Source organism: Methylomonas sp. MS20 (assembly GCF_050275925.1).
GTDB classification, from domain to species: domain Bacteria; phylum Pseudomonadota; class Gammaproteobacteria; order Methylococcales; family Methylomonadaceae; genus Methylomonas; species Methylomonas koyamae_A.
Genome location: NZ_CP189962.1, coordinates 1,372,244 through 1,385,544, shown reverse-complemented (window position 1 = coordinate 1,385,544; position 13,301 = coordinate 1,372,244). Strand labels below are relative to the sequence as shown.

The following is a 13,301-nucleotide window of genomic DNA, read 5'->3' as shown; positions in this document are numbered from 1 at the left end:
AACGCTCCCCCTCAGTCACTCATGCCCAAACACATCATCATCGTCGGCGCCGGCCCGGGCGGCCTGTGCGCCGGCATGCTGCTCGGCCAGCGCGGTTTCAAGGTTACGATATTCGATAAACACCCGGAAGTCGGGGGCCGCAACCGGGCGATTCGGATGAACGGCTTTACCTTCGACACCGGACCGACGTTTTTGCTGATGAAGGGCGTGTTGGACGAAATGTTCGAATTGTGCGGCCGGCAAAGCGCGGACTACCTGGAATTCCTGCCGCTGGCGCCGATGTACCGCCTGCAATACGCCGACCGCGAAATTTCGGTGTACTCCGACCGCGAGAACATGCGGGCCGAACTGAACCGGGTGTTCGACGAAGGCACCGCCGGCTACGACGACTTCATCGTCAACGAGCGCAAACGCTTTAAAGCCCTATATCCCTGCATCACCCGCGACTATTCCGACCTGGCTTCGTTTTTGTCCTGGGATTTGATCAAGGCCCTGCCCTGGCTGGCCTATCCGAAAAGCGTATTCGCCAATCTCGGCCGCTACTTCAATCAGGAAAAAATGCGGTTGGCGTTTTGCTTTCAATCCAAATATCTGGGCATGTCGCCGTGGGAATGTCCAGCCTTATTCACAATGCTGCCCTATCTGGAACACGAATACGGCATCTATCACGTCAAGGGCGGTTTGAATCAAATCGCCGAGGCGATGGCTAAGGTCGTCGGCGAATGCGGCGGCGAGATTCGCCTGAATAGCGGGGTTGCATCGCTCATCGTCGAAAACGGCGCGGTCCAGGGCGTCAAGCTGGACAACGGCGACGAGGTTCGCGGCGACGAAGTGATCGTCAACGCCGATTTCGCCCACGCGATGAGCCATTTGCTGCAACCCGGCCAACTGAAAAAGTACGCGCCGGAAAAACTGAAAAAACTCGATTACTCTTGCTCGACCTTCATGCTGTATCTGGGTTTGGACAAGGTCTACGACCTGCCCCACCACACCATCGCCTTCGCCAAGGACTATCGCACCAACATCCGCAATATCTTCGCCGACAAAACCCTGAGCCGGGATTTTTCGTTCTACGTGCAAAACGCGTCCGCCAGCGACGCCACGCTGGCGCCGGCCGGCAAATCGGCGCTGTACGTGCTGGTGCCGATGCCGAACAACGATAGCAGCGTGGATTGGCAGGCACATTGCCAAACCGTGCGCGAGCAAGTCTTGGATACCTTGGCCGAACGCATGGGCTTGACCGATCTGCGCGAGCATATCGAATGCGAAAAAATCATCACGCCGGGCAGTTGGGAAAGCGACGAATACGTCTACAAGGGCGCGACCTTCAGCCTGGCCCACCACTTCGGCCAGATGCTGTACTGGCGGCCGCACAACCGCTTCGAGGAGCTGGACAACTGCTATCTGGTCGGCGGCGGCACCCATCCCGGCAGCGGCCTGCCGACGATTTACGAATCGGCACGGATTTCGGCGCGGCTGATTTCGCAAAAACACGGCGTGGCGTTCCGCGACATCGATCAAAGCCGTTGGTTGAAAAACTAGCCCGAGCCGGTGACAGCCAACGCCACTTGCCGCGCCAGCGCGGTTTCGGCCGACAGCCTTCGCCCTAACTGCTTGCCGACCCTGAGTCCAGCCAACCCATGTCTATAGAACCCACGCCGATTCGCGCCGTTTCACCGCTGGACGGCCGCCTGTTGGGCAAATACCAAACCACGACCGCCGCCGCGCTGGCCGAACAAATGGCCGCCGCCCGCACCGCCGGCGCGGCCTGGGCCAGCCTGTCCGTCGAACAACGGCTGGCGAAACTGGCGCCGCTGACCGAGCGGCTATTGGCGGACAGCGACGCCATCGTCGATTGCCTGCGCCTGACCACCGGCAAGGTGCGCACCGAAGCCCTGCTCGGCGAAATCTATCCGTTGTTGGATTTGCTGGGCTATTACCGCAAACACGCCGCCGGGATTCTGGCCGGCCGCGGCATGCCGACCTCGCCGTTCGCGTTTCCGGGCGCCACCGCCCAAATCCAACGCCGCCCTTACGGCGTCGCCGCGATTATTTCGCCGTGGAATTATCCGCTGCAACTGACCGTGGCACCGCTACTGACCGCTTTGATCGCCGGTAATGCCGCGATCATCAAGCCGTCCGAGTTGAGTCTGCCGGTCGGCCAACTGATAGTCGAGCTGTTCGCCGGCCTGGATTTGCCGGAAGGCCTGCTGCAATGGGCGATCGGCGGCGGCGCGGTCGGCGAAGCCTTGATCGACGCCGGCCCCGACCTGCTGTTCTTCACCGGCGGCTTGCAGTCCGGCCGCGCCGCGATGCGCCGCGCCGCCCAACATCCGATCCCGGTGCTGCTGGAGCTGGGCGGCAAGGACGCGATGATCGTGTTCGCCGATGCCGATTTGCCGCGCGCCGCCAACGCCGCGTTGTACGGCGCGTTCAGCAACAGCGGCCAGGTGTGCGTGTCGATCGAACGCTTATACGTGCAACGCGAGTGCCACGACCAATTCCTGGCCTTGTTGTTGGACGGCGTCGCCAAGCTGGAAGTCGGCACCGGCGCGGACGCCGATTTGGGGGCCATGACCTCGGACCGGCAAATCGACATCGTCCAAGCCCATTACGACGACGCGTTGGCCCAAGGCGCCCAAGCCTCGGGCGCGTTGCAACTCGACGGCCGCTTCCTGTCGCCGGCGCTGTTGTGGAACGTCACACCCGATATGCGGGTGATGCGCGAGGAAACCTTCGGCCCGTTGTTGCCTATCCAGGCTTTCGACAGCGAAACCGACGCGGTCGCGGCGGCCAACGCCGGCGAGTTCGGCTTGAACGCGAGTATCTGGAGTAGCGACATCGCCAAGGCCGAGCGGGTGGCCGGGCAATTGCAGGTCGGCAACTGGGCGGTCAACGACGTCATCAAAAACATCGGCCATCCCGGCCTGCCGTTCGGCGGCGTCAAGCGCAGCGGCTTCGGCCGCTATCACGGCGCCGAGGGCTTGCTGAGCTTTAGCTATCCGGTGGCCGGACTGACCAGCCGCAGCCGCTTGCCCAAGGAACCGAACTGGTTTCCCTATTCCGAACAGCACTATCAAAACTTAAAAGGTTATATCGACTTCGTGCACGGCGCCGGCACGCTGAAACAACGCATCCAACGCAATTGGCCGGCCTTGCAGGCGTTTCGGGAGTATTCGGCTTTCGACCTGACCCAGCGCTGGCACAATCTTAAATTACTGTTGACAGGCAAACGAGGCTAACCATGCAGCAATACACTAAGCACCGCAATGTCGTCGTGATCGGCGCCGGCTTGGGCGGCCTATCGGCGGCGATTTCACTGGCCTCCGAAGGCTTCCAAGTCGAATTGGTCGAAAAAAACGACAAGGTCGGCGGCAAGCTGAACATTCTGGAAAAAGACGGTTTCACCTTCGATTTGGGCCCCTCCATCCTGACCATGCCGCACATCTTCGAAGCCTTGTTTACCAGGGTCGGTAAACGCATGGCCGATTACGTGGCGATCGAGGCGGTCGAAACCCATTGGCGGAATTTTTTCGAGGACGGCACCGTCGTCGATTTATGCGCCGACCCGGAAAACCAGCGTCGCGAGCTGGAAAAGCTCGGTCCCCAGGTGTACGACGAATTCCAACGCTTCATGGCCTATGCCGGCGAATTGGGCCGGGAAACCGAAACCGGTTACTTTGCCAAGGGCCTGGACGGTTTTTGGGACTTGCTGAAATTCTACGGTCCGCTGCGCAGTTTGAAATTCGACGTATTCCGCACCATGGATCAAGGCGTGCGCCGCTTCGTCTCCGATCCGAAACTGGTCGACATTCTGAATTACTTCATCAAATACGTCGGTTCCTCGCCCTACGACGCGCCGGCCTTGATGAATCTGCTGCCCTACATCCAATACCAATACGGTCTGTGGTACGTCAAGGGCGGCATGTACGGAATGGCTCAGGCCCTGGAAAAACTGGCGCTGGAATTGGGCGTAACGATTCGGCTGAATGCCGAAGTCGCCGCCATCGAGCACCAAGCCGGCCGCGCCACCGGCATCCGCCTGCAAAGCGGCGAACGGCTGGCCGCCGATCTGGTGGTATCCAACATGGAAGTGATTCCGTGCCTGGAAAAACTGCTGAACAGCCCTGCCCCGGCGCTGAAAAAAGTCCAGCGCTTCCAGCCGAGTTGCTCCGGCCTGGTGCTGCACCTGGGCGTGGACCGGCTTTATCCGCAACTGGCGCATCACAACTTTTTTTATTCCGATCACCCGCGCGAGCATTTCGATGCGGTGTTTAAAAGTCACCACTTGTCCGAAGACCCGACCATTTATCTGGTGGCGCCGTGCAAGACCGATCCGGCCCAGGCACCGGCCGACTGCGAAATCATCAAGATTCTGCCGCATATCCCGCACATCGATCCGGAAAAACCGCTGAGCGCCGACGATTATTGGGCCTTGCGCGAGCGGGTGTTGAGCAAATTGGAACGGATGGGTTTGACCGATCTGCGCCGCCACATCGTCTGCGAGGAATACTGGACGCCACCCGACATCGAAGCCCGCTACTATTCCAACCGGGGTTCGATCTACGGCGTGGTGGCCGACCGCAATCTGAACCTGGGCTTCAAGGCCCCGCAACGTAGCGGCGAATTGCGTAATCTGTATTTCGTCGGCGGCAGCGTCAATCCCGGCGGCGGCATGCCGATGGTGACGTTGTCGGGGCAATTGGTCAGAGACAAGATACTTGCCGACCTGTCCGGCCAGTAAACCCGCCGGCCATGCTGGAGGAAGCCTGGCACTATCTGGGAACGCGCGCCGCCAGTCCGGCCGCCCGTCGCCTGGGATACGTCCGCGAAGCCGCCGCGCTGGAAACCCGGCATCGGCGCTGCCGTGACGCCTGGCAGCCGCATATTCAGGCCACCCGCGCCGCGTTGCTGACCTCCGCTGATCGCCTGGAAACGGCGGGCGGAACCGCGTTGATCGTCGGCGGCGGCATCGCCCGCGACTTGCCGCTGGCGGATTTGCTGACCCGGTTTCAACAGGTGGTGTTGCTGGACATTGTGTTCGGCCGAGCCACTCGCCGTTTGGCTCGGCGCTGGCCGGGTCGCGTCGGTTGTTGCTATTGGGATGTGACCGGCACGGTGGAATGGTTGGCCGAACGGCGCCGTATTCCGCCCGACGTGCTGGTTTCCCGTCCCTCCCACCCCGAGCTATCCGCCAAACCGGCTTGGGTAGCTTCGGTCAATTGCCTGATGCAATTGCCGCTGATGCCGATCGCCTGGCTGGCGACTCACGGCATCGGCGAAGCCGACCTGGAAGCCTTCGGCCAGCGCTTGGTCGAAGCGCATTTGGACTGGCTGACTGCCTGGCAAGTACCGTGTTGTCTGATCACCGAAGTCTGCGACACGACCTACGACGCCGCCGGCCAACGCCTATCCGGCAACGACTACCGGCCCTTGCTGGCTCGGTTACCGGCCACGGCAAGCTTGGCGGCCCAGTGGGAATGGTTCATCTCCCCGCCCGGCGAACCGGCCGGCGGCGGCTCGGATAGTCTGAACGTCGAGGTTTGGGAGTTTTAGCCGGAAGATTAGCCGCAGCTTGAGTTCAATGAGGCGGTGAAACCTGGATGAGGCAGAGCGAAATGCGGTTTTTTCGGCCTCATCCCGGATTCCATTTCTGTGGGTTTAGGCCGGACGCCGGCTAACAAATCAGCTAATCCGGCTACGGCATCGTCATTCGCGAATTTAACCGTTTTGGAATGTGGCGAATTCATCCGGCATTATTTGTGGGCTAATAATAAGGTCCGTTGTTTGGTCGAATAAAAATTGATGTTCGCGTCTTCGGGCACAATATCTTCAAGCCGTTTGAAACCGGCATTATATAAGGTATAGTCCAGCGCCGATTGAGTAGGCCATAACTCAATATCGGACAAACCGGCCGTCGGACCGTCTTTATTTTCTATCCGTATATAATAGGCAGCGGATTTCGGGCGATAATCCGAGTTATTTGAAAAAACAACCTCGGACGGACAAGCCAAGACGGTCTCTATAACGCTAATTTCCTTGGTCTTTTCGGCTATTTTCTTCGTCACGTTAAAAGGATCTTGCAGGTGATATAACAAGCCCATGAACAGCACGAGATCGTAAGTACGCTCGTCATTTTCCAAGAACTTATTGACATCTTCCTTGACTATCTTAAATTCGCAGCCTAATACATTTTGCACGAATAAAGCCTTGTCGATATTAATATCGCGTGCTTCGACGCAGGTAATATCGCGTACGCCTTTCTCCCAGAGCCCGGCGGCAAACGCACACTCCCCGGCGCCAAGATCGAGAACCGAAATTCGATCGTAGCGGCCTTCGAAATATCGATCCAATGCCGAAAGCGTAACCGCCCGACGCCAAGGATGAAGTTCGCGCTGGGTTGGCGTGTACGTTGGCGCTTCGATGCCAAAGCCGAAACCAAAGGGATATTGCCATCCTCCGTTCGGGCAATTCGGCCAACTTGCGTCGCGGGCTAAGCGGTCAACCTGTTCTTTGATTTCGTGCGGTGTCATAAGTAGATATTCTTACTTTTGAGGTTAATACTTTTTAATGCCGATGCAGCCGGGATTCTTTAGAGTCGCGAGCCTTTATTGACGGGTATATAGTATTGCCAAAAAGAGGCTTACTGTCTTTACCTAACGCCAACCAATCCCACGGCATCTTGATCCATGCGGAGGTTTTCCACTCTAAGGCACATAACCATAACGCCAACCGGTAGTATCTATTTTTAGATAAACACTAGCACCCGCTCCAACCACCGTACTAGAGTTCTGAAAATTCAAATAAGCATGATTTAATGAAGGCACTACCGTTCCATCTTCTTGATATACCATTATCTCAACCTTAAGATTATGTATTGTACTATTCGAACGGAAAATATCAGTTCTTTGCCAGTTCCGCCGGGTGTTATCTGAACCAAGCTTCGGCACAGTTTTTCTTCGATTTACCGCTATCGCATCGACACAAAACGAGCATGGCGCAATGTTGAAACAATATTGCAGCGAGAGTTAATCATTGAAGAGTTATTCACGATTTAAAGCAATTTATTCGTATTTTGCAGCATATGTACCCAAACCGGGTTGAAGATTATCATAGATGCTAGGGTTGTCAAGCTTGATCCCGGAAATTCCGCCCTATAGCTGACTGTCGAACACACCTAAGTTGTTGGGATCTTGGCACATTGGAGGGCTTGAGACCGAATAGCGCAAACGCTATAGAGCTAACGACTAGCGGAATTCCCTACCCAGAGTTTAGTTCCGATGAGGCGCTATGTAGCCCACGGAATTTAGCGACCGCCCCAGGGGTTCCGCTCCGCGCAAATCAGGCTAATCGGGAAACCTGTGAAAAAAATGCCCGGCGTCTCCCCCAATATGCCGACAAAGCCATAGGTTGATGAGGCACGAAGCCGAACAAGATCAGCGTTCAGACACCAACCCAGCGGAACAACGGGACCACAAAACAGTTATTCATAGGCAACGGTCAAACCGGTAAACGTTGAGGTTCGTGTGCCTCGCTCCAAGCTACAGCCGCGCGAGCCTATCGCGCCGGATCAGGGCTAAAAGCCCTGCTAGGCCGCTCGGGAACAGAAACACCGAAGCCGGCACCGGGACGCTGACCAGCGGGAAGTAATTTTGTGAAAGATCGAAACCGCTGGTCGACAAAATTTGCACCGGATTTCCCACCGCGTCGCTGGCTTCCAAGCCGGCCCAATACAGCGAGTGACCGGCATCGAGCGAAATCCATGCAATATTGTCGTCGAGCGTCGAATCCACGACGCAACCGCCGTCGGGATTGAACATCACGCAACCCGGATTGGTGCTGGCATCGGCCTTGACGCTGACCTCCAAATTCATGCGCACCCGAAACTCGTCCGCGTAGCTCATCTGGAAGGCAAAACTGATCGGATCGCCGTTTAAATACGCACTCTCGGCGAGCGGGCTGAGCGCGCCGCTCCCGTTTTCCAGTATTGCAATCGATTGAGTATTGGAAAACGGCCGGTCGATCGGCGGCGCCACCGACTCGAATTGATCGGTAATGTCGAATTCGAAATCGGACTCGCCGACGTAACCATGCACGGGGTCCTTGCGCTCGACCGTGACGTTCAGCGCCAAGATCGAACTGATCGAACAACAGCTGCCGCCGGTGCCGGCGATACCGGAAAGTCCGTAGTCCAAGTCCGACTCGATAACCAAGCGGCCGCGTAGCGTCACGACGTCGCCGATGCCGCCTCCGCCCCTGACCAAGACGGCGCCGCCGTCGACGACGGTATTGGCCGATGCTGTCGCGGTCTGCATGCCCAAATTGATCGAAGTCGCGGTCGCGACCGCTCTCGCGCTACCGGGCCCCGACCACGCCAACGCATCGGCCGAGGCATACGGCCCGCCCACCGCGTGCGCCTCGCTGCATTCCTCGCCCAAGCCGCAGGCTTGATTGCCGGACGAACTGGCGCCGGCGGTCGCCGTCGCTGACGTCGAGGCATCGACGGAATCGAGCGTGAACAACAGGCCCAGCAAGACCATGATTTTTAAGTGATGCACGGACGATCTCCTTTTAGTGAATTGCAAACGGCTCATTCTGCGTTGTCAGATTTAAGCGACGCCATCATGCCCGCCGGGATGCGGGCATCCAGTGCCATGGATGGCAAGCTTCGATCCGTCCGTGAAGTCTGGATTTCGGCAATCCCTGCCGAAATGACGAGCACTACCGGAAATCTGACAAGGACGTGATTGTCGACGGAATCCTAACCATCCGCTGAAACCCTAACGAACGGTCAGGGTTCAACCTTCTACCCACAGAATACCCGAAAACGCGTTCGGGTAGGATTACAGCACGGCTTCGTGTCAAGCGCATGACTCAGGACCGACCGGTCGGTCTCACGCCGCCGCCGGTTTCAGCATCGAGGTTTTGCCGACCATGATGTCCACCGCCTTCAATAAGCGCTTGAAGACCGAGTCCTGACAATACGGAATGCCGTGCTTGTCGCAGATCGCCTTGACCTTGGGCTGGAGTTTTTGGTATTGGCTGAGTGGCAGGTCCGGCCATAAATGATGCTCGATCTGGTAATTCAGCCAACCGTAGAAAAAGTCGTTGAAGTTGGAGCCGGTCGGATAATTGACCGAGCCCAGAATCTGCCGCAAATAAAATTCGCCCTTGCCCTTGGCTTTATCGTCGAAGCCCATCACGTCGTCGCCGGCGTGGTTGGGGATCATCACCAGAAAGGTGTGCATATTGGTGAAGATTTCGGCCAGCAAGGAATTCAACAACACGCTGGTCGCGGCAAAGCTGCCCAGCGGCAGGAACAAGGCAGGCAGCAACACGAAACGGTAAGCGATGTAGGGCAAAATGCTTTGCGACCACAGCGCCCGGCCTTGCGGCGTAAACCAGCTCCAGGCGCCGAGGCGGGTCATCGGCGGGGCCGGCCGATCTTGCTGGCGGGCGGCCAGCAAGCGCAATTCCTTATGGGTACGCGGCGTGTAATAACTCAGCTTCCAGATGCCGGAAAATACCGCGACGATCGCGTATCGCAGCCACATCGGCAGTCTCGACTGCCTGAGCCATTGCATATTGTGCTCGGCGTTGTTGGGATCGGCGGTTTCGCCCAGCCGATAGTGATGCAACACGTCGTGTTCGTGGTGCCAGCCCGCCGGCGTCATCCAATCCGGCCAATCCAGAAAGCGGCGCCAGCCCTGGGCGAAATGCCGGCTCTTATAGTGCTTGGGGGCGGCATCCACTTTATCGTAGCCGCGATGCTGAATCGGATGAGCCACTTGGGTCCAACGCGTGAAACTGCCCTGGCTGATCAACAAGGCCGATACCGGATTCGGCGCCAACCAGGCCGTGGCGTAACCGGCCAACGAACTCAGTTGGCCCCAGCGCTCCATGCGCTTCATATGCCGGTAATCTTCCGGGCCGATGTCGGCCAGGGCTTGTCGATGGAGCTCGGATAACTCTTTCGCTAACTGCTCGCGATCGACGGACTGGTAACTGGATAAACTCAAAACACAACCTCTTGAAAATGCAATGGTAAGCGACGAACCTAGCGCTCCTGATTCGTTGGTTACCATCCCATGGCCGGCGGACCGGCCGAACGCGGCGGCGGCGTCTTTCAGAGTCGGGTAAAACACTAAAGCAGAAAAACCGGCGGAACTGCAATGATGTCCGATCGCGTGCCGACCGAACACCAGCCAAAAAAAAGGCTTTGCATCGCTGCAAAGCCCTGATTCATTGTTTCCCTGGACGGGCTCGAACCGCCGACCAAGCGACCGTCACTTTCGGAGCGCCGCCGTCGCGGCACCCGTTTGACCGTCACTTTAGACGTTTCACCGTTCAAGGACTCTGACTAGTCTACAGTCTTCGCCGCCAAAAGCCAAGAAACCCCGGCGTTTCCGGCTATTCCTTGACCGGCTTTTTCTCCAGCTTGCGCTGCAAGGTACGGCGGTGCATGTTCAAGGCTCTGGCGGCGGCGGAAATATTGCCGTCGTGCTGCATCAACACCTTTTGCAAGTGCTCCCATTCCAGACGCTTGATCGACAGCGGATTGTCGCTGATCGCCACCGAGGCGTCGCCTTTGTCCTTGTACAGGGCATTGACGATCTCGTCGGCATTGGCCGGCTTGGTCAAGTAATGAATGGCGCCAAGCTTGATGGCCTCGACGGCGGTAGCAATACTGGCAAAACCGGTCAACATGACGATCTGAGTATTGTCGTCGAGCGAAATCAGCTTCTTGACCATTTCCAAGCCGGAGTCGTGGCCGATCCGCAAATCGATGACGGCGTATTCCGGTTCGGTTTGTTCGGCCAGCGTCATCGCGGTCTGGACGTCGTTGGCCACCGTCACCTGAAAATTGCGTTTTTCCAGTGCCGGCTTGAGCACCGAACAAAAAGTGACGTCATCGTCCACCAGTAGCAAATTGGGTATGTCAGCCGTAAGATCTGTCATCCGTACTCTCCTTAGTTAGTAATGGCAAGCTGATTTCGACGCAGGCGCCGCCGGCTTCCGGATTGTCGAACACGATGGTGCCGCCCAGGCGCTTGATCGTCGTGTAGGTTAAAAACAAGCCGACGCCCATGCCCTGCTTGTTGCTTTTTACCGGTTTCCGGCCGGCGAATTGCAATAACTCGCGCGGTAATCCTGGTCCAAAGTCGCGAATTTTCAAGCTCAGCGACCGATCGTCCCATTCTACGTGAAATTCGATGCCGGCGTCGGCCGGAGAGGCCTCGGCGGCGTTGTTCAGAATATTGATGACCGAATGCGTCACCGTGCGTTCGGCGATGATCCGGGCGTCCATATCGACGGTGGTCGATACGAACAACTTCAGTTTGGTGGCCGGCTTGTGGGCGCGCCATTGGTTAAGCACTTCGTCGATGTACTCGCTGACCAGCATGACCTTGCCGGACTCGGCGCGCATCTCGCCGGCGGACGCCGACATGACCGACAAGGCTTGCTTGCAGCGGTCGATCTGCTGCTGGACGATCATCAGTTTTTGGTACAGATCCGGGTTTCGATGCTCCGGGGTTTCCTCCAGCATCTCGTGCGTCAAGATCGCGATGGTACCCAGCGGCGTGCCCATGTCGTGCGCGGCGCTGGCCGCCAGCGTGCCCAGTGACACCACTCGCTCGTCGCGTAGCGCACTCTCGCGTGCGTCGGCCAGATTGCGTTCGCGTTCCTTCAAGGTTTTCGACAGTTCGACGACGAAAAACGCCACCAATCCGGCGCTGAACACGAAACCGAACCACATCCCGAACACGTGCAGGTTGAAATAGCGGCGGTCGTTCATCAAATGCATCTGCAAGCTCATTTCCGGCGTCATTTCCTGCATCGCTTGGTGATTGAGATGCGGCTCTATCGCCGGCAGAGGCACGTTATAGGCGATCAACACCGTATATACGCAGGAGGTGATGATAACCATGTTCCAGGCATAGGCCTGCGGCAGCATGATCGCGGTGATGATCAGCGGCAACAAAAACACCCAGATGATCGGATTGGACGCGCCGCCGGTCAGATACAACAAATAGGCCAGCGCCAGCACGTCCATGCAGATTTGCGAGAAAATCTCGTACTCGGTGACTTCCTCGGCGGTCCGCAAGCGCAACCAGGTATAGAGATTCAGGATGGAAATCGCGAAAATTGCCAGCCACAGCTGGTTTTGCGGCAAACTGATGCCCAAGCCGTTCACGGCGATAAACACCGCCACGGTCACCGCGAACAGCATCAAATTTCTGAGTATGTAAAGCCAGCGGAGATTTTCGCGTATCGAAATCTCGGCTTTCGGGAGTATATGTGACAGCATGGTGAACGTTGGACAGAGACGATCGGGCGGGCCGCTAACCGCCTCCGGCTCATCTAACGAACCAACGGCGCGGATAACGGGGATGGAATGGAGCGAAGCTTGGGCCGGCGAGCCGGCTGCCGAAAACGCTAGCGCCGGTGTCGGAGGCGACCGCTCGCCCCCTATACCGGTATCACATCAGGCATTTTCAAATCGCCAACCGCCGTTGCTGTCCATCCATTTCATGCTCAGCCAATACCAAGCGGTCATCGGCAACATCATTGCAAACCAGCTCCAGTCGTCGATCAAAAACACGCTGGCGATCCAGGCATCGGCGAAATAATTCACCCAGGGGATGCAGTAAAGACTGAACAGCAGACTGCTCCAGATTAAAATCAGCGCGCCCTTGCGGGTTTGGATGCTGGACAGGGCCAAAAAGACCCAAATCGGGGTTTTTCGCGGTTGTTGCATGGCTTTTCCTTGAATTATTCTATGAGTTGCTGGTATGGCGGCGCAACAAACTACCAGTAAATCGACCGAAAGAAAAGCTTTTCCTGTCCTCGATCCGCCGCCGCTTTTGCGGACCGCGGCCGAAGCGATTCGAAGCGATTTCGCCGCGGCAAATCCGGGCAGCCAAGCACTAGCCAAGCCCTCGTTCCGGCATTGGTTCGCAACGCCGATCGCGATTCACCCAGCCGCTCCGGCCAAGTTTCCCTCGTCCGAATCGAACAGCCTAAGCCGCAAGGCTTTTAGTGGCACGCGAGATTCTCGGAGCCTTACGAGAATTGCTTTTTGCGTTGCGCGCAAGGCTATTAGCATCACACGCAACTCTCGAAGCCTTGCGAGTATCGCTTTTTGCGTTGCGCGCAAGGCTTTTAGCATTACGTGCAACACTCGGAACCCTGCAAGAATTACTTTTTGCGTTGCGCGCAAGGCTTCTGGCATCACGCGCAACTCTCGGAGCCTTGCGAGTATTTCTTTTTGCGTTGCGCGCAAGGCTTTTAGCATTACG

11 protein-coding genes are annotated in these 13,301 nt (G+C 57.4%); 4 read left to right on the top strand and 7 right to left on the bottom strand.

Translation table 11 applies throughout. The features are described 5' to 3' along the window. Positions 1-21: 21 nt before the first annotated feature. From ACQE3D_RS06070 to ACQE3D_RS06055, 4 genes are all read left to right on the top strand, one after another. Positions 22-1,542, top strand: a complete 1,521-nt coding sequence (locus tag ACQE3D_RS06070) for a phytoene desaturase family protein (RefSeq protein ID WP_313728716.1) — start codon at positions 22-24, stop codon at positions 1,540-1,542. A 98-nt stretch (positions 1,543-1,640) separates the two neighbouring features. Then, positions 1,641-3,242, top strand: a complete 1,602-nt coding sequence (locus ACQE3D_RS06065) for an aldehyde dehydrogenase family protein (protein WP_313728717.1) — start codon at positions 1,641-1,643, stop codon at positions 3,240-3,242. Between the two features lie 2 nt (positions 3,243-3,244). Next, entirely contained in the window at positions 3,245-4,744 is a 1,500-nt protein-coding gene (locus ACQE3D_RS06060) for a phytoene desaturase family protein (protein WP_313728718.1), read from the top strand. 11 nt (positions 4,745-4,755) lie between these two features. After that, the gene (locus ACQE3D_RS06055; protein WP_313728719.1) at positions 4,756-5,556 is read left to right on the top strand and encodes a hypothetical protein; all 801 of its coding nucleotides are present in this window, start codon (positions 4,756-4,758) and stop codon (positions 5,554-5,556) included. A 200-nt stretch (positions 5,557-5,756) separates the two neighbouring features. Here the strand turns inward: ACQE3D_RS06055 and ACQE3D_RS06050 are convergent, their stop codons facing one another. From ACQE3D_RS06050 to ACQE3D_RS06020, 7 genes are all read right to left on the bottom strand, one after another. Beyond that, on the bottom strand, positions 5,757-6,533 hold the full coding sequence (locus ACQE3D_RS06050) for a class I SAM-dependent methyltransferase (RefSeq protein ID WP_313728720.1): 777 nt from the start codon (positions 6,531-6,533) through the stop codon (positions 5,757-5,759). Positions 6,534-7,541: 1,008 nt separating this feature from the next. Then, positions 7,542-8,558: a hypothetical protein gene (locus ACQE3D_RS06045; RefSeq protein WP_313728721.1), complete on the bottom strand. Its 1,017-nt coding sequence runs from the start codon at positions 8,556-8,558 to the stop codon at positions 7,542-7,544. Positions 8,559-8,894: 336 nt separating this feature from the next. Continuing rightward, entirely contained in the window at positions 8,895-10,019 is a 1,125-nt protein-coding gene (locus ACQE3D_RS06040) for a fatty acid desaturase family protein (RefSeq protein WP_313728722.1), read from the bottom strand. 391 nt (positions 10,020-10,410) lie between these two features. Next, positions 10,411-10,959, bottom strand: a complete 549-nt coding sequence (locus tag ACQE3D_RS06035; RefSeq protein WP_064027753.1) for a response regulator transcription factor — start codon at positions 10,957-10,959, stop codon at positions 10,411-10,413. Beyond that, positions 10,940-12,310, bottom strand: a complete 1,371-nt coding sequence (locus ACQE3D_RS06030; protein WP_064027755.1) for an ATP-binding protein — start codon at positions 12,308-12,310, stop codon at positions 10,940-10,942. The genes ACQE3D_RS06035 and ACQE3D_RS06030 overlap by 20 nt, the downstream gene beginning before the upstream one ends. A 177-nt stretch (positions 12,311-12,487) precedes the next feature. Continuing rightward, positions 12,488-12,760, bottom strand: a complete 273-nt coding sequence (locus ACQE3D_RS06025; protein WP_071157449.1) for a hypothetical protein — start codon at positions 12,758-12,760, stop codon at positions 12,488-12,490. Positions 12,761-12,976: 216 nt separating this feature from the next. Continuing rightward, positions 12,977-13,297, bottom strand: coding sequence for a hypothetical protein (locus ACQE3D_RS06020; protein WP_313728723.1), 321 nt, complete (start codon positions 13,295-13,297; stop codon positions 12,977-12,979). Positions 13,298-13,301: the final 4 nt, after the last annotated feature.